At 42.0% G+C, this 17,188-nt stretch carries 17 protein-coding genes and 1 riboswitch; of the genes, 12 read left to right on the top strand and 5 right to left on the bottom strand.

The features are described 5' to 3' along the window. Nucleotides 1-70 precede the first annotated feature (70 nt). The 6 genes from C5695_RS16630 (at nucleotide 71) to C5695_RS16605 (ending at nucleotide 6,118) form a co-directional block, all read left to right on the top strand. Nucleotides 71-757: a DsbA family protein gene (locus C5695_RS16630; protein WP_117731684.1), complete on the top strand. Its 687-nt coding sequence runs from the start codon at nucleotides 71-73 to the stop codon at nucleotides 755-757. Beyond that, a complete protein-coding gene (locus C5695_RS16625; RefSeq protein ID WP_117731682.1) occupies nucleotides 754-1,167 on the top strand; it encodes a disulfide oxidoreductase in 414 nt (137 codons plus the stop codon). The genes C5695_RS16630 and C5695_RS16625 overlap by 4 nt, the downstream gene beginning before the upstream one ends. A gap of 145 nt (nucleotides 1,168-1,312) precedes the next feature. Further along, complete coding sequence (locus C5695_RS16620; RefSeq protein ID WP_117731680.1) at nucleotides 1,313-1,924, top strand: trimeric intracellular cation channel family protein; 612 nt, start codon at nucleotides 1,313-1,315, stop codon at nucleotides 1,922-1,924. 330 nt (nucleotides 1,925-2,254) lie between these two features. Beyond that, the gene (locus tag C5695_RS16615; RefSeq protein WP_117731678.1) at nucleotides 2,255-4,270 is read left to right on the top strand and encodes a Na+/H+ antiporter; all 2,016 of its coding nucleotides are present in this window, start codon (nucleotides 2,255-2,257) and stop codon (nucleotides 4,268-4,270) included. A gap of 63 nt (nucleotides 4,271-4,333) precedes the next feature. Beyond that, the gene (locus C5695_RS16610; RefSeq protein ID WP_117733172.1) at nucleotides 4,334-5,203 is read left to right on the top strand and encodes an ROK family protein; all 870 of its coding nucleotides are present in this window, start codon (nucleotides 4,334-4,336) and stop codon (nucleotides 5,201-5,203) included. Nucleotides 5,204-5,272: 69 nt separating this feature from the next. After that, a complete protein-coding gene (locus C5695_RS16605) occupies nucleotides 5,273-6,118 on the top strand; it encodes an aldo/keto reductase (protein WP_117731676.1) in 846 nt (281 codons plus the stop codon). 39 nt (nucleotides 6,119-6,157) lie between these two features. On the opposite strand, the gene modB is transcribed toward C5695_RS16605, so the two are convergent. From modB to C5695_RS16585, 4 genes are all read right to left on the bottom strand, one after another. Then, nucleotides 6,158-6,823 carry a molybdate ABC transporter permease subunit gene (modB, locus tag C5695_RS16600; protein WP_117731674.1) on the bottom strand — a complete coding sequence of 222 codons (666 nt, stop codon included), beginning with the start codon at nucleotides 6,821-6,823 and terminating at the stop codon, nucleotides 6,158-6,160. After that, nucleotides 6,823-7,599 (bottom strand): molybdate ABC transporter substrate-binding protein, encoded by a 777-nt coding sequence (gene modA / locus C5695_RS16595; protein WP_117731672.1) that lies wholly within the window; start codon nucleotides 7,597-7,599, stop codon nucleotides 6,823-6,825. Before modA ends, modB begins: the two co-directional genes overlap by 1 nt. 152 nt (nucleotides 7,600-7,751) lie before the next feature. Continuing rightward, a complete protein-coding gene (locus C5695_RS16590) occupies nucleotides 7,752-9,602 on the bottom strand; it encodes an LTA synthase family protein (RefSeq protein ID WP_117731670.1) in 1,851 nt (616 codons plus the stop codon). A 124-nt stretch (nucleotides 9,603-9,726) separates the two neighbouring features. Then, nucleotides 9,727-10,218, bottom strand: coding sequence for a metal-dependent hydrolase (locus tag C5695_RS16585; RefSeq protein WP_117731668.1), 492 nt, complete (start codon nucleotides 10,216-10,218; stop codon nucleotides 9,727-9,729). 170 nt (nucleotides 10,219-10,388) lie between these two features. On the opposite strand from C5695_RS16585, the gene C5695_RS16580 reads away from it, so the two are divergent. From C5695_RS16580 to C5695_RS16565, 3 genes are all read left to right on the top strand, one after another. Continuing rightward, nucleotides 10,389-10,817 (top strand): MarR family winged helix-turn-helix transcriptional regulator, encoded by a 429-nt coding sequence (locus tag C5695_RS16580; RefSeq protein ID WP_117731666.1) that lies wholly within the window; start codon nucleotides 10,389-10,391, stop codon nucleotides 10,815-10,817. A gap of 81 nt (nucleotides 10,818-10,898) precedes the next feature. After that, nucleotides 10,899-11,042, top strand: a complete 144-nt coding sequence (gene sspJ / locus C5695_RS16575) for a small acid-soluble spore protein SspJ (RefSeq protein WP_003213383.1) — start codon at nucleotides 10,899-10,901, stop codon at nucleotides 11,040-11,042. Between the two features lie 121 nt (nucleotides 11,043-11,163). Beyond that, nucleotides 11,164-11,342, top strand: a riboswitch (Lysine riboswitch). 192 nt (nucleotides 11,343-11,534) lie between these two features. Further along, nucleotides 11,535-12,941, top strand: coding sequence for an amino acid permease (locus C5695_RS16565; protein WP_117731664.1), 1,407 nt, complete (start codon nucleotides 11,535-11,537; stop codon nucleotides 12,939-12,941). Between the two features lie 36 nt (nucleotides 12,942-12,977). Here C5695_RS16565 and C5695_RS16560 read toward each other — a convergent pair whose 3' ends face one another. Continuing rightward, entirely contained in the window at nucleotides 12,978-13,916 is a 939-nt protein-coding gene (locus C5695_RS16560) for an iron-hydroxamate ABC transporter substrate-binding protein (RefSeq protein WP_117731662.1), read from the bottom strand. Between the two features lie 258 nt (nucleotides 13,917-14,174). Here C5695_RS16560 and C5695_RS16555 point away from each other — a divergent pair, with 258 nt between their 5' ends. From C5695_RS16555 to C5695_RS16545, 3 genes are read left to right on the top strand one after another with little or no spacing between them, the layout of a single operon-like run. Further along, the gene (locus tag C5695_RS16555; protein WP_117731660.1) at nucleotides 14,175-15,227 is read left to right on the top strand and encodes a FecCD family ABC transporter permease; all 1,053 of its coding nucleotides are present in this window, start codon (nucleotides 14,175-14,177) and stop codon (nucleotides 15,225-15,227) included. Beyond that, nucleotides 15,228-16,250 carry a FecCD family ABC transporter permease gene (locus C5695_RS16550; protein ID WP_117731658.1) on the top strand — a complete coding sequence of 341 codons (1,023 nt, stop codon included), beginning with the start codon at nucleotides 15,228-15,230 and terminating at the stop codon, nucleotides 16,248-16,250. A 20-nt stretch (nucleotides 16,251-16,270) separates the two neighbouring features. Then, complete coding sequence (locus C5695_RS16545; RefSeq protein WP_117731656.1) at nucleotides 16,271-17,086, top strand: ABC transporter ATP-binding protein; 816 nt, start codon at nucleotides 16,271-16,273, stop codon at nucleotides 17,084-17,086. Nucleotides 17,087-17,188 lie beyond the last annotated feature (102 nt).

Here is a 17,188-nt window from a genome sequence, read left to right as displayed (position 1 = left end):
TAATGGCACTTTTCTAAGCTATTATCCTTTTTCTTTTTTTAGGAATGAAAAAGATAAGGTAGGTGCTTATGTGAGTAAGAAAAATAATCAATCTTCATCCATTAAATTTGCTGTCATTTTAACCATCATTGCAGCTCTTCTCATCGGTCTATTTGTTGTCATTGGAAACAAGAACAGCCAAGAAGCACAAACAGTTGATAGTAAGCCTTCTATTAAAGGGCAGCCTGTCATGGGCGACAAAAATGCAGCGGTGCAAATCGTCGAGTTTGGGGACTACAAATGTCCATCATGTAAATCTTTTGAAACAGACATTTTCCCAAAATTGAAAGCTGACTACATAGATAAAGGCGATGTATCCTTTTCATTTATTAACTTACCACTGCCTGTTCATGGAGATGGCGCAGTGTTAGCAGCACTAGCTTCTGAAGAAGTGTGGAAAGAAGATCCAAAAAACTTCTGGGCATTTCATGAAGCTGTCTATCAAGCACAGCCAGACAGTGAAGCAGAATGGGTTACGCCAGCTAAGCTGACTGAACTAGCGAAAAAGACAACAAAAATTGATACGGACAAGCTAAAAGATCACTTATCCAAGAAAACGTATCAGCCACAGCTGAACGCAGACGATCAACTTGTGAACAAATATAAAGTGAATTCCACACCAACGATTTTCATTAATAATAAACAAGTCCAAAATTTTTATGACTATGATGAAATCAAAGAATTAATTGATCAAGAGCTCAAAGGGAAGAAATCATGAAAAATAAGCTTATTTACTTGTACAGTGCTTGGATTGTCTCGATCGTTGCAACGATGAGCAGCCTGTATTTAAGTGAAATCAAGAAGTTCATCCCATGCGATATGTGCTGGTTTCAGCGCATTTTCATGTACCCGCTTGTGCTTTTACTCGGAATTGCTACATTCAGGGGCGACGTCAAATTGAAATACTACGTCCTCCCTTTGGCCGTGATTGGTGCTTGCTTTTCCATCTATCATTATATGGAACAAAAGATACCGGGCTTTGCATCGATTCGTCCTTGCCTCAGCGGTATTCCTTGTTCCGTTGATTATTTGAACTGGTTTGGTTTTATCACCATTCCACTGTTGGCACTCATTGCATTTATTTTGATCATCATTAGTATGCTGCTGTTAAATGCAAAAGAAGATTGAGAGATAGCCTGCTTTTCAGCGGGCTATTTTTTATTTTTGCAAAAAGATAAAATTTAAAGAAAATTTGTATTGCTTTTCGCTTGTGTCAGATATACATTAAGGGGGTAGTGTTAGATGATCAGATCATGTAAGGAGATAAGCGGAAATGGCATGGGAAGTCTTAAGTATCATTGGCATTATCGCATTCGCCATTAGTGGTGCGATTGTGGCAATGGAGGAAGAGTACGATATTCTTGGTGTGTACATTTTAGGGATTGTGACAGCATTTGGCGGTGGAGCGATTCGGAATCTATTAATCGGTCTTCCGGTGTCTGCTTTATGGTCACAGGGCAAGATGTTTACGATTGCCCTTGTATCCATTACGATTGTGTTTCTTTTTCCAAAGCTTTTGCTCAAACACTGGAGCACATGGGGGAATTTCTCGGATGCGATTGGTTTAGCAGCGTTTGCCATTCAAGGTGCATTATTTGCTGTGCAAAGAGAACTCCCGCTCAGTGCGGTCATTGTAGCAGCCATTTTGACTGGAAGCGGCGGCGGAATTGTGCGTGATTTATTGGCAGGGCGGAAGCCGCTTGTGCTAAAAGCAGAGATTTACGCAGTATGGGCAGCACTTGGCGGCTTATTCGTAGGGCTCGACTTAGCACAAGGAGAGATTGCTTTGTATATGCTGTTTCTCATTCTCGTCGTATGCAGGGTTTGTTCCTACTTATTCAAATGGCGGCTTCCCGCTAGGTCTTATTTTTTAAATAAAGGGTAAAACGAAAAAAGGGCGATGTCGCTCTTTTTTTATGCATTCATGGTGTTTGATACGAGCAGGATGTCAGCAGATGAGGAGGGTTTCGTGTAAAATAAAAACAGGATCTTTTTGTTCATCATTAGAACAATACATGTGATGAAAATTTTGTCAGCTGGCTGAATCTAGATTCAGTCTTTTTTTGCCTAGATGGATTGTTATGTGTTGGTTTCTCTTTTTGCGGAATACTAAAAAAGCAATTATCTCTGATCGGATGAATTCATAAGAAATGAACACATCATTGCATGTAAGCAAAACTTGACGAAAACATGAAATGAGGAGGGACATGTACTAGTGGAGATTTTTTTGGCAGTGCTCGTGTTACTAGCACTCATTGCAGCATCTAATATTATCAATCGTTTTGTCCCTTTTATTCCAGTCCCGCTCATTCAGGTGGGATTAGGAATTTTGGTGGCAGCTTTTCCTTCAGGTTTACATATTTCTTTAAATCCTGAACTATTCTTCGTTTTATTCATTGCACCGCTGTTATTTAATGACGGAAAGCGTACCCCAAGGGACGAGCTGTGGAAATTAAGAGCACCGATTCTTCTGTTAGCGCTCGGGTTAGTGTTTGCGACTGTGATCGTAGCTGGATATACCATTCATTGGATGATCCCAAGCATTCCGCTTCCGGCCGCATTTGCACTTGCAGCCATTTTATCACCGACAGATGTAGTTGCAGTAAGTGCTTTATCCAGCCGTGTAAATATGCCAAAGGGCATCATGAGACTGCTGGAAGGCGAGGGACTGATGAACGATGCATCAGGACTTGTTGCCTTTAAATTTGCCATTGCTGCAACGGTAACTGGCGCCTTTTCGATTGCTGAAGCATCCTTTAGCTTTGTACTGATTGCAGCAGGTGGTTTATTAACTGGATTTATTCTATCCTTTTTTATCATTCGTTTTCGCTATTTTCTCCGCCGTTTAGGAATGGACGATGTCACGATGCACATCATCCTGCAAATCCTTACACCATTTGTTATCTATTTAGCAGCTGAAGAAATTGGTGTCTCCGGCATTTTAGCCGTTGTTGCTGGTGGTGTGACACATGCAATTGAGCAGGATCGAATGGAAGCAAATTTAGCCAAACTGCAAATTGCTTCGTCAAACACATGGAATATTATTTTATTTATTTTAAATGGACTTGTTTTCGTTTTACTTGGATTGCAAATTCCAGATGTTTCGACAGTCATTTTCCAAGATGAAGCTTTTAATAATATGCAGGTCATAAGCTACATTTTAATCATTACACTGTGTCTCATGGTGCTCAGGTTCTTGTGGGTATGGCTGTTCTGGGCAGGGAACTGGAGTGTATCGAGAAAGAAGAACGTGAAAAAGCCGAAGCTGCGCGCCTCAATGCTCATGACATTCTCTGGTGTGCGCGGGGCTGTGACATTAGCCGGTGCCTTTTCCATTCCATTTACGCTAGCAGACGGGTCACCTTTTCCTGAGCGGCATTTAATTATATTCCTGGCAGCAGGTGTGATTTTATGTACACTCATTTTAGCTAGTATACTACTCCCGATTTTATCTGAGAAAAAAGACAAGCAAATCGACGTGGACTTGGATACAAAGATTCAGCATGCGAAACGGAAGTTGCTGAGAAGCGCCATTAAAACCTTAAAAGAAGGAATGAATGAGGATAACAGAGAAGTGTCTCTTGCACTTATCAACGATTACCGAATGAAGCTGCGGAATATCCAGCGTGAACCATATCAATTCGGGATGAGAAAACAAGAGAGGAAGATCAGGCTGCACGGAATCAAAGCTGAGCAGATGAAGCTTCAACAGCTCATTGAGGACGAGAAAATTGATAAAGAAGAAGCATATGAGCTGCAAGAGAGATTTCATGAACTCGAAATGCTATATTCCAACTCCTTTAAAATTCGTTTTTCAAAAGTGAAGTTTCTGCGCTTACTTCAATGGCTCCAATTATGGCGGCCGAATCAGCACGTTTCCAGCGGTATTTTAGAAAATGAGGACTCGTACAAGCAAATTCGTAAGAAAACAGCGGAGGCAGCTGTGAACTCGATCAAACAGCATATGACCGATGAAAATAAACAAACGTGTCATCAAGTCATTGGCTTTTACAATCAAGTGATTTACCGCTGTGAACACGGTCCGAGTTTCTTTCAGCAAAAAGACCGTTCTTTTGACCGGAAGAAAAAGGAGCTGAACTTCCAAGCTGTACAGACGATTCGAAATGAAATTCAAACCTTGTATGAAGATGGTGAAATCAATCGTGATATTGCCCATCATTTAAGGGAATATATCAATGATATGGAAGCTGTTCTCCTGACCAATACGTAATATTGTCATCTTCTCCCCTATGTTTTATGATGAAGAAAGAGAACGAGCAGGGGGAGATCAATGATGGCGTATTATGGAGCAATTGAAGCTGGCGGTACAAAGTTTTGTTGTGCAATTGGCAATGAGCACGGGGAGATTATAGAGGAAATGACGATTCCGACAGAGCACCCGGAAAAGACATTACAAAAGCTTATTCCATTTTTCGAGCAGTATGATATTGAAGCATTAGGAGTTGGCTCCTTTGGACCTATCTGCATTCAAAAAGACGATCCTTCTTACGGCTATATCATGAACACGCCGAAGGTAGATTGGAAGCATTACCCGTTCATCCCAGAGCTAGAGAAGCGATTAGAAGTCCCAGTATCTTTTACAACAGATGTCAATGCGGCAGCATTAGGTGAATTAACAAAAGGAGCAGCCAAAGGGCTGAACAGCTGTATGTATATCACGGTCGGTACGGGTATCGGAGCAGGAGCTGTTGTGAAAAGTGAACTTCTGCACGGTCATTCACATCCAGAGATGGGGCACATCCTTGTCAGGCAGCATGAATCAGACTCGTTTGAAGGAGTCTGCCCGGCGCATGGTACGTGCTTAGAAGGGCTCGCCGCTGGGCCTGCGATTGAGAAAAGGTGGGGGAAATCTGCCAAAGAGCTCACGCAGGAAGAGTCGGTTTGGGTACTTGAAGCCGACTATTTGGCGCAGGCGCTAATGCAGTACTCGCTTATTTTAAGCCCAGAGCGCATCATTATGGGCGGGGGCGTCATGAAGCAAAAACAACTGTTTCCACTAATTCGAGAGAAGCTTGCTGCTTATCTCAATGATTATGTAGATCTGCCGCCGCTTGATTCATATATTGTCTCTCCTGGACTTGAGGACAAGGCCGGCATGACAGGTGCTTTGTTGTTAGCCATAGAAGCAAAGAGAAACGCCTGATAATAGAGTTTTAAAGCACAACGTGAGATAATGGAAAAGATGGAATCTATGAAAAAGGTGGTTGTTAAAATGGTCAAAAGCTTGAATGATACCGTAACACTGAATAATGGAGTGGAAATGCCTTGGTTTGGTTTAGGTGTATTCAAAGTGGAGGACGGCAATCAAGTGGTAGATGCCGTGAAAGCAGCCATACGAAACGGATATCGCAGCATTGATACGGCTGCCGTTTACAAAAATGAGACAGGCGTAGGCAAAGCTATTAAAGAATCTGGCGTGAAACGAGAAGATTTATTCATTACGTCTAAAGTATGGAACACGGATCAAGGATATGACAAAGCGCTTGCTGCGTTTGATGCAAGTTTAAATCGATTAGGTCTTGATTACTTAGACCTCTATTTGATTCATTGGCCTGGCCCAAATGCAGATACATTTAAAGACACATGGCGTGCGCTTGAGAAGCTTTACAAAGATGGAAAAGTGAGAGCCATTGGCGTCAGCAACTTCTACATTCAGCATTTAGAAGAGCTGTTAAAAGATGCTGAAGTTGTTCCAGCCGTGAACCAAGTGGAGTTTCATCCGAAACTGACACTTGTCGAACTGCGTCAATACGCAAAAGAAAAAGGGATTCAAATTGAAGCGTGGTCTCCGCTGATGCAAGGAAAGCTATTAGACCATGACGTATTGAAAGAAATGGCTGCACGCTACAACAAATCAGTTGCACAAGTCATCTTGCGCTGGGATCTGCAAAGCGGCGTCGTGACGATTCCTAAATCAATCAACGAAGAACGCATTAAACAAAATGCCGACATTTTTGATTTCGAACTATCCAAGGAAGACATGGAAAAAATCGATGCATTAAACAATAACGAGCGTGTCGGCTCAAATCCAGAGACGATGACGGTTGGGTTTGAATAAATGAAAAAATCCTCTTTCTCATGTGAGAAAGGGGATTTTTTACGTACTACTTCTTCGCACAGCCAAAAGCATAATAAAAGATAAGACCACAATACAGATCGTCCACGCCCAAGCAAGCTCCATGCGTCCAGAATCAATTGCCACATAGATAGCAGTTGGGAGTGTTTGGGTTTTTCCTGGGATGTTGCCGGCAAACATTAAGGTCGCTCCGAATTCTCCAAGGGCTCTCGCAAAGCTGAGGATGCTGCCTGACAAGAGGGAAGGCAGGGCAAGAGGGACTGTAATATAGGCAAAGACTTGGAATGAATGGGCACCATCTACTTTTGCAGCTCCTTCAATATCTGACTCAATCGTAGAAAATCCGGCTTTTGCTGATTGATACATGAGCGGGAATGCCACAACTGTCGATGCAATGACCGCCGCCCACCAAGTGAAAATAACCGGCTGGTGAAAGAGCCATTCAATCGCGCCTCCAATCACACTATGCCTTCCAAATACGACAAGTAATAAAAAACCTACGACCGTCGGCGGAAGGACAAGCGGCATCATCAGGAACGTTTCCACAATCATTTTCCCCTTAAACGTTGTGCGCGCCATCCAAAAGCCAATCGTTGTGCCAAAAACAGTGGCCAACAGCCCGCTAACGATGGCCACTTGAACGGACAGCCAAATGGGAGATAGAAATTCTTCAGTCAGCATAGGCATTACGACACTTGAAAGCCGTATTTCTTAAAAATAGATGTGGCTGTATCTGATTGAAGAAATTGAAAAAAGGCCTTGGCTTCTGTTAGATGCTCTGTCGCTTTTACAATCCCTACTGGATATATAATTGGGGAGTGCATGTCCGGATTTGCTTCAGCTGCAATGTTTGCTTTTTTTGAAACGAGGGCGTCTGTTTTATACACAACACCTGCTTCGACATTTCCAGTTTCAACGTAGCTTAAAACTTGCCGTACATCTTTGGCATAAACAGCATTCTTTTTCACTTGATTCCATATATTCAGCTTTGTGAAAATCTCTTTGCCATAGGTACCAGCAGGAACCGATTCAGGTGTACCAAGAGCAATCTTTCCTTTTATGTCCTTTACGTCTTGAAAGCTTTTAATAGAAGAAGAGTTATCTTTTGGCACAATGAGGACAAGCTCATTTTGTATAGCATCCTTGATATGCTCTTGATCAATATCTCCGGATTGAACAAGAGCATCAAAGGGCTCCTCAGCCGCTGAGAAAAAAAGATCTGCTTTTGCTCCTTGAGCGATTTGCTGCTTCAATGCACCGGATGATCCGAAATTATTCGTTACTGTCACATTCGGATGCTGCTTTTGAAAGGCGGTTTCAATTTCCTTTAGTGCATCCTGAAGACTCGCCGCTGCTGAAATCACAAGTTCTGTTTTTTTACTCGTATGAGTTGACTTCACCTCTGTTTGACATCCACTTAGGAGCAAACATAGGGAGATGAAGGGGAAGAATAGATACTTCATATGCACACCTCTTATCATTCATATCATGTAGTTCCCTTTATTATAAGCAAACTTATTTGAGCATTCATAGGCTTTCAGTAAAAAGAGAAAAGAAAAAGCCGCCAACTGGCGACTTTCACAGCGTGAAGACAAAGGAGGGCATTTTATCCTGTTTAATGCTGATAAAAACGCAGCAAATTTCCATTGATCACTTTGTCTGATAAGGAGAGCTCTTTATTGGCTTTTTCTATATAAGGCTGACACACCTCATCCTGCTTAACAGGTTCTTTTGTCTTTTGATCATAGCAGGTGTTCTTTGTATAGAGATAATCATCTGTAATAAAGTTCCCGTTTCTCAGAACAGCAAAAGGCGTGCGTTCGTTTGAAAACAAGTCATTTCCAAACTGAATGGCATCCTTTGATTCAATACCGAGTAAGTGAAGAAGTGTCGGCTTTACGTCCATTTGACCAGCTGTTTCAGAAATGGTCTGCGGTGCTTGATCTGTGACACCAGGAATGTAAATCATAAAGGGTACCCGCTGCAGTTTGACAGCATCAAACGGCGTGATTTCATCTTTATTCAGCAGCTGTGCCATTGCCTCATGATGTGCTTCTGAGATGCCATAGTGATCACCCATGAGAACAAACATCGTATTGTCATACAACCCTTCTTCTTTCATACGGTCAAAAAATATCTTAACCGCTTCATCCTGATAGCGGACGGTCGTTACATAGCGGTTTAAAATGGTGCTGGACGAATGATATTCATCAATAAACTGATCCACCTGGTCAATCTCAAATGGAAAATGATTGGTCAGGGTAATGAATGTGCTGTAATAAGGCGGCTTCAACTTTTTCAAATGATCAACGGATTGATCAAAAAATTCGATATCCTTTAAGCCCCAGCCAGTTGAATTCTGTTCATTGACATCATATGAATCGACATCATAAAAACGATCAATTCCAAGCGATTCATACATCACATCACGATTCCAAAACGTTTTATTATTCGCATGAAATTGGACGGATTGATAGTTTTCTTTTTTCAACTGCTTGTATAACGTGTCATATTCGTTATCACTCGCTGTGAAAAAGACAGCGCCGCTACTGGATGGATAGAGGGAATTCGCAATAATAAACTCTGAATCTGACGTCTTCCCCTGCTCAGTTTGCTGATAAAATTCATCAAAATAAAAACTCTTTTTAGCCAGTTGATTCAAAAAGGGAGTGATGTATTGTCCATTCACCTTTTGATCCATGACAAATTGCTGCGTTGATTCAAGTGAAATGAACACAACGTTCTTGCCTTTAGCAAGTCCAAAAAACTCTTCGTTTGGGGCACTGTAATCAGCCTTCGTGTAGTTGGCAACGGTAGAAAGTGTATCTTCATCTGCAAAGGCCTTTTGCCCAATGCGCGCCGTTTGAGCAGCACCGTCATACAGGTGAAATTGGAAAAGTCCAAGGTTTCGTACAATGACTTCGCGATCATAAGAGCTTGTCAGAAAGCGAGGATGGTCGATCATGGCTGCACTGACATGAAACAATAAGAAGCTGCAACAGACCGCATAATACGTTTTGATCGTCTTGAATGACGTTCTTGGTGCTAATGGTTTGCGCTTGAGCAGCCATGCTAAAATCACAAAATCAATGAGCATCAGCACAAAGAGTGGATGAAACAATTCCGTCATACTGCTTCCCATATCTCCCATGTTCTTCGCTTGGAATAACACGGGAATGGTAATGAAATCAATATAAAAACCATAAAAGATCGTATTCGAGATAAGGATTGCCGTTAGAATAAAATTGGCCGTCAATAAAAAAACCTTTTGTTTCTTTTCATTTAAAAAAAGAGCAATCCCAAACAAAGGCAGCAAAAAGCTAAGTGGATTGATCAACAGTAGCCATTCATGAAACAGATTGGCTGTTCGTATGTGAAATCCGAATTGATAAATGATGTATGTTTTCATCCACATGAAGAGGATGGAGTACACTAAAAACCAGTGATTTTTAAAAAACGCTTTCATTTATGTATCTCCTCACCGTTCTGTATTCGGGTGCAAGGCAAAAACACTTACCTTAAACCTACTAAAAAAATGAGGAATGATCAATTCATATCCTGTCTTTTCCCAAAAACTCTTTTTTAATCTGTTAAAACTGAATGGGGATAGATATACCGCAGATGACGGCAATGTAATAGCAGGTGACGACAGTGAGAGCAGCTAGTACGACCTGTTCTCCTGTACTTCCTGTTTTGACATAGAAGGGGAGACGCACTTTAATGGAAGCTGGAAATAAAAATTTAATACCGTTCACTGTTCCTGCATCAAGGATAAGATGGCTCGCCATTCCAACGAGTAAACCGGTACTTAAGCTGTCATTTGAAATGTATGTTGTTGCGAGAAAATAAATGATCAGCAAAAATAATAGACTGTGTGTAAACGTACGATGACCAAACACACTGCTGATTAGAGCCGAGAGCAGCGGGAGTTTTCTACCGATTTTACTTTTTGTATGGCAAAGATCGGGGATCAAAGCACCTGCTGATCCAGCAGCAGCCATGGTGACTGGGTCGAGTCCGTAGTAGTAGGCGACCGCCGTTGTGGCGGCAATTCCGCCCATAATGTGTGTTTTTCCTGTCATGATGCGTACTCCTGTTCTGTTTTTTGTTCAAGTATTCACTATATCAAGGGTGAATTCATTCATCAAGGCTTATTTCTATAGAAAAAAGGATAAAAGGGTTGGCTGATTGGAAAAACATTCTATAATAGGGGGGAAGTCATGTTGATACTAACGATAAGGATGCGATTCGGATGAGTAATGCAGACATTTTAAAAGAAATTGTTCTCGTACATTATGAAGTCAGCCGTAAATTAAACCGCAAGTTACTTGAGTTAGAAAAAGACATCACGCCACCGCAGATATATGCTCTTTCTATTTTGATACAAGGCCAAGTATCACATGCCGAAGAGCTAAAACAAAGACTCTCATTAAACCCCGGTGCAGCCTCTATTGCACTCAATAAATTATGTGAGCAGGGCTATATTCAAAGAGAACGTGACAAAGACGACCCCACGCTAGTTCGGTTAGAAGCTACGGAAAAAGGGATAGCGATTTATGAAAAGCATACACGTCTTTTCGGAAAGGTGATTCAACATATGATGTCAGACTTCACCAAAGAGGACTTAAAGACTTTTTTGACGTATTTGCAAAAAATGAGACAGACCTTTCATGATGATTAAGCCTTTCCATTTGTATAATGCGGCGCACTGTAGCACAAATTAAACGGGCAACCGCATTTTATGAAAAGGGAGGAAACAGCGATGTCATTTTTCCAAAAGGACAAAAAGGCGAAAAGTGAGAAAGACCATAAGCAGGTAGATCAGCTGTTAGAAGAAGCAAGTAAAGAGCTGGCAGGCGATCCACTTCAGGAAGCTGTACAAAAGAAGAAAAACAACGATCAATAAACAGGTAAAGGGCAGAGAAATGATTCTCTGCCTTTTTTCTATGTTTTTCCCTTTGACAGATGTGAGAATGTTTGATAACCTTCGTGTAGTAAAAATGAATAGAAATCCTCACGCTATGTCTCAGTGAGGTAGAGGTTGCGCGGATGATGAGTCACTCATGGGAGAGATGGAATCGAAGATCATGAGAAAAAAGGCATCAGCGCCGAAGTGTAGAGAGAGCTCCAACTTTCTTTATGCTGGGTCTGCATTGAATAAATGCAGGACTGCCACGTCTTTGAAGCGTGGAGGGCTATCCGGAGATCAAGGTGTATGTTTTGAAAAGCATGGACTGTTGTTCAGGCTTTTTTTTATGTTCTGAGTATTAAAGATAAGGGTATGCTGTTAAGAAAGCGACCCATGTTGAACATAAAGAATTCAAGTCATTGCTTCACAAATATATCAATGAAGATACTGCCGGGTCTGGTCCTAAGTGAATATAACGGAGGTACGGAAATGGAACAGACAAAAAAATGGGGTTTTTGGTTATTGACGGCTTTTGTCGTCGGAAATATGGTAGGTTCAGGCATCTTTATGCTGCCAAGTACGCTTGCCCAGCATGCCAGTCCTTTAGGTGTGACGATGGCATGGCTTGTCACAGGTGGCGGTGTGCTGATGATTGCACTTGTCTTTGGACATTTGTCCATTCATAAACCGCAGCTGACGGCTGGACCACAAAGTTATGCAAGAGCGCTTTTTAACGATCCGAAAAAAGGAAAAGCGGCCGGTTTTACAATGGTTTGGGGATATTGGGTGGCAAGCTGGATTAGTAATGTCGCGATTATTACGAGCCTTGCCGGTTATTTAACGACATTCTTGCCTATTCTCACCGTGAAGACGGAGATTTTTTCCTTTGGAAAAGAAGCCATCACACTTGGTCAGCTGATGACGTTTATTGTATGTACCATTCTCCTATGGGGAACACATACGATATTAATCACAAGCTTAAGTGCTGCAAGTAAATTAAACTTTATTACGACCTTTTCAAAGGTACTTGGATTCGTCCTTTTTATTGTTGCGGGGTTATTTGCATTTCAAACGGCATTATTTGAACATTATTACTTCCCAGTTGCAACAGAAGGCGAAGGAGTGCTCGGGCTTGGAGGCCAAATTCATCATGCGGCCATCTCCACACTATGGGCATTTATCGGCATCGAATCTGCTGTTATTTTATCAGGAAGAGCGTCCTCACAGCGTGATGTAAAACGTGCAACGATTACAGGTCTTTTAATTGCACTTTCTATCTACATGATTATTACATTGATTACAATGGGCGTCCTGCCGCATGATCAATTGCAAGGCTCAGATAAGCCATTCGTTGACGTGCTTCAGCTCATTATCGGGCCGGCTGGCGGGATTGTCATGGCACTGCTTGCGATTATTTGTTTATTTGGCTCAATGCTTGGCTGGATTTTACTTGGTTCAGAGGTACCGTATCAAGCAGCAAAGGCTGGCGATTTCCCAGCAGTATTTGCAAAAACCAACAAAAAGGGCAGTCCTGTGTTCGCTTTGACGGTTACAAATATCATGTCACAGCTGTTTATTTTCTCAGTCATGTCCCGTACGATTAATGAGGCTTTTACCTTTTTAACAACATCAGCGACACTTGCGTATCTCATTCCGTATATTGTGTCTTCGATCTATAGCTTTAAAGTCATTATGCAAGGTGACACATACGAGCTTCAAAAAGGGAACCGTACAAGAGACGGAATCATTGCGCTTGTTGCGATGGGGTATTCAGCTTGGGTGATCATTTCAGGAACAGCTGATTTGAAAACATTTGGACTTGGTATTGGTCTATTCTTAGTAGGGATTTTGCTTTATCCATTCATGTCAAAAGGATTCGCTAAAGGAACGGAATAAGGGAAACGTTTCTCCATATTTGGAGAAACGTTTTTTTTATGATGCAGATGTTAATCGGTCCACAATAAACTCAAGCTGACCTTCTAGTGACACTGGATCATTAAAGAAGTAACCGACAGGATCGATTTCAAATACGTGTTTATTTTTTACAGCAGAGAGGGATGTCCAAATGCTGCTTTCATACACTTGATCTCCTTTACTTTTTGAACCGCTCCATGGGCTAGTAAAAATATAGTCGCCTGCGTAATCAGGCAGCTTTTCAAGCGAAATGTTTGCATAGCCTACACCACTGTCGATGGCGTCTTTTTGAACGGCTTTCGGTGCACGTAATTTCAGCTCGTCATAAATGATTTCGCCTCCGCGTGCAAACGTGTTTCCAAAGATATAAATGCCTTTATCAAATGGCGATACGATTGAAACGGTTTTGCTGCCAACGGCTTTTGTTACTTTAGGCTTCACCTCAGCTATTTTTGTATCCCATTTCTTGATCCATTCTGTTGCTTTTTTTGATGTGCCTGTCATTTTACCGAATTCTTTTAGTTGATCTTTAAAGGAGTATTGATTGTATTTTATCGCAACGGTTGGAGCAATCTTTTTGTATTGATCAAATTTTTCATCTTCTCCCCAAGCGATAATCATATCTGGCTTCAAAGCGGCTACCTTTTCAACCGAAGGTGTCGTACCAAGGTTTTTGACTCCATCTGTTTTTCCTTGATAGAAAGGGTTTTTAAAGATGGGGGCGGTTGCAGCAATCGGCGTCTTGCCAAGTGTTACGAGGTCTCCATAGTAGCTTTCTGCCAGAAGTACAATTCGTTTCGGATCTTTAGGGAGCTTAACTTCACCTTTAACATCCTGATAAGTAATCGTGTCATTCTGACTGGCACCAGAGTCTTTATTTGAATTGCTGCCGCAAGCAGCTGTAAACAGCATAAGGATAGCTAAGGAAATCAACAGAAATCCATGTCGTTTTTTCACAAAGAGTCTCTCCTATTCATTTTCTTTTGATAATGATTCTCAATTTCGATTATATCGTAACATGATAGGATGAAAAATGCATCGGCTATTTTCGGACCGAAAGAAAAATGGTGAATTTCTCCCGGTTTTTTGATGAAAATAAAAAAATGTTCAGAACAATGATTTCAAAAAGAAAAGAAAATGATATACTAGACTTCGAGATTGATAATCATTATCACTGATAAAGAATAGATATGAACGGAAAGGAAGAGACTGGTTTTGGGCTCACAATCGAATAAACAGCTGCCAGCCAAAGACGATGCAATGGATATTGTCACGAAGCCCTTTGGAACAGCAGCTGTTGTCATCATAGGAATCATCGCTTTAGCATTTGGTCTTTTTTTATCGGTATCATTAGGAGCGGCAAACATTCATCTACACACTGTATGGGACGCCATTTTTCATTTTGATCAAGAGCAAACTTCACATCAAATCATCCGGGAATTGAGGCTGCCACGTACAGTTGGTGCTGCACTCGTTGGTGCCTTTTTAGCCGTATCAGGTGCCATTATGCAAGGGATGACAAGAAATGCGCTTGCATCTCCTGAAATTATGGGTGTGACAAATGGCTCTGCATTTGCAATAGCCATTGCATTTGCGTTTTTCCCAGGCCAATCTTCTTTTACATTAATTCTTTGGTCGTTTGCCGGAGCCGCACTTGGTGCCTCTATTGTGTTTGGTGTCGGTACTCTGTCAAAAGGAGGACTGACCCCAGTGAAGCTTGCACTTGCTGGGACAGCGGTTGGAGCCCTTTTAAGTTCCATCTCTTCAGCAATTGCCATCCGGTTTGACGTCGCTCAGGACATGAGCTTTTGGTACGCTGGCGGCGTGGCAGGTGTGAATTGGAGCAACATAAAGATTATTATTCCAGTTGCCATTGCAGGACTCATCATTGCGATGGTCCTTGCTCGCTCGATCACTGTTCTGAGCTTAGGTGATGAATTGGCGAAAGGGCTCGGTCAATATACGAAAACGGTTAAGGTGCTAGGCATATTGGTCGTGATTCTTTTAACCGGTGCTGCCGTGTCGGTGGCAGGCTCTATTGGTTTCATCGGGCTTGTCATCCCCCATGTTACTCGATTCTTGGTCGGAGTGGACTATCGATGGATTATCCCATGCTCGGCTATTTTAGGTGCCATTCTGCTAATTTATGCAGACATTGCTGCAAGATTGGTCAATGCTCCATTTGAAACGCCAGTCGGCGCCATTACTGCCATTATAGGCGTTCCTTTCTTCTTATATTTAGCTAGACGCGAAAGGAGCGGAATTTAAATGGAAATGGTGCAGCAGGCAAAGAAAAAGAAATATAAACGAACGATGCTGATGATCTTGTTAGCGATCGCCGCCGTATTTTTAATTAGTTTAAATACCGGAGAAATTCGTATTTCTCCGATAGATACATTAAAAACATTTTTGGGGTTTGGAAGTGAAATGGATGAGCTTGTCTTGTTCGAATTCAGACTTCCACGAATGATCATTGCTTTACTTGTGGGTGCTTCTATTGCTGTATCAGGAGCCATCTGGCAAGGTGTTTCTCAAAACGGCTTGGCTGATCCAGGTATTCTTGGTGTGAATGCGGGCGCTGGATTTGCCGTGGTACTCTTTATCTTTGCATTCCAAGGCTCGATGTCGAACCTAGGTGATTTGACGATCTTTGTACTGCCGCTTTTCGCATTTGCAGGTGCAGGCTTTGCTGCATTTCTCATCTATGTGTTAGCGTGGAAAAAAGGGATTACACCTGTTCGATTGATTTTAACGGGAATTGGCGTCAATGCTGCGTTTTCAGCAGCAATTGTGGTCATTCAATTAAAAATGAGCCCAAATGATTTTAACCAAGCGATCGTATGGTTATCAGGAAGCATTTGGGGATCGAGCTGGACGTATGTCCTGTCTGTTCTGCCATGGATGCTCATTTTCCTTGTGCTAGCGCTGGTGAGAGCACGCTACTTAAATATCATGAATTTGGGTGACCAGCTATCCTATGGATTAGGGATTTCAGTTCATAAAGAAAGAAGCTTTCTGATGCTGATTGCCGTTGCATTAGCAGGTGCAAGTGTCGCGGTTGCAGGCAGTATCTCGTTCCTAGGATTAGCCGCACCACACTTGGCGAGAAAGCTTGTTGGGCCAAAGCATCAAGGCATGATCCCGGCCTCTGCGTTGATCGGCGCCCTGTTATTATTACTGGCAGATACACTTGGTCGCGTCATACTCGCACCATCAGAGGTGCCAGTTGGGCTCGTCGTTTCTGCTTTAGGCGCACCTTACTTCATTTACTTATTGATGAAAACGAACTGATGAGGAAGGAGAGACAACAGATGAAATCGCTCGAAACAAAAAAGCTATGTATCGGTTATCAAGACCGTTTAATCGTAGAGGATTTAAATATCAGTATCCCAAAAGGCAAGGTGACAACACTGATCGGACCAAATGGCTGCGGGAAATCAACGATCTTAAAAACAATGTCCCGCATCATGAAGTCTCAGCAAGGCGCTGTTTACTTAAATGGCCAGGCGATCCATCAAACGCCGACAAAAGAAATTTCAAAACAAATGGCGATCTTACCGCAAACGCCCGAAGCACCGAGCGGATTGACAGTGTATGAGCTTGTATCATATGGACGATTTCCGCATCAAAATGGATTTGGTCGCTTATCAAATGAAGATAAGCGAATCATCCGATGGGCACTTGAGGAAACGGGCATGATTGCTTTTCATGACCGCCCAATTGAAGCACTTTCCGGTGGACAGCGTCAGCGTGTATGGATTGCGATGGCACTTGCCCAGGAAACAGAATTGCTTCTATTAGATGAGCCTACGACGTATTTGGATCTTGCGCATCAGCTCGAAATTCTTCAACTGTTAGAACGATTAAACAGAGAGCAGGGACGAACTGTATTGATGGTCATTCATGATTTGAATCATGCGGCACGTTTTTCTCATTACATGATTGCCCTCAATCAAGGAAAAGTCATCAAAGATGGTACGCCTCATGAGGTCATGACCAAAGAGGTGCTCGGTCAGGTATTCCACATTGACGCAGAAATCGTACTTGATCCTAGAACGAATAAGCCGATCTGTTTAACATATGACTTGATGAATCATGAAAGAAAGCTAGAAGCTGTAAATGGATAATAGAGGTCAAATGAACTCGGTGAAATAGCCGAGTTTTTTTGCGTCTTTAAACCTTCCTAGTGTTTCCGTTTTTTCCAGTTGATATTTTTTCGCTTTTATGCA

This window comes from Bacillus pumilus (assembly GCF_003431975.1).
Taxonomy (GTDB): domain Bacteria; phylum Bacillota; class Bacilli; order Bacillales; family Bacillaceae; genus Bacillus; species Bacillus pumilus_N.
Note: the sequence above shows the minus strand (reverse complement) of the source record. Positions and strands in the feature narration are given on the sequence as shown.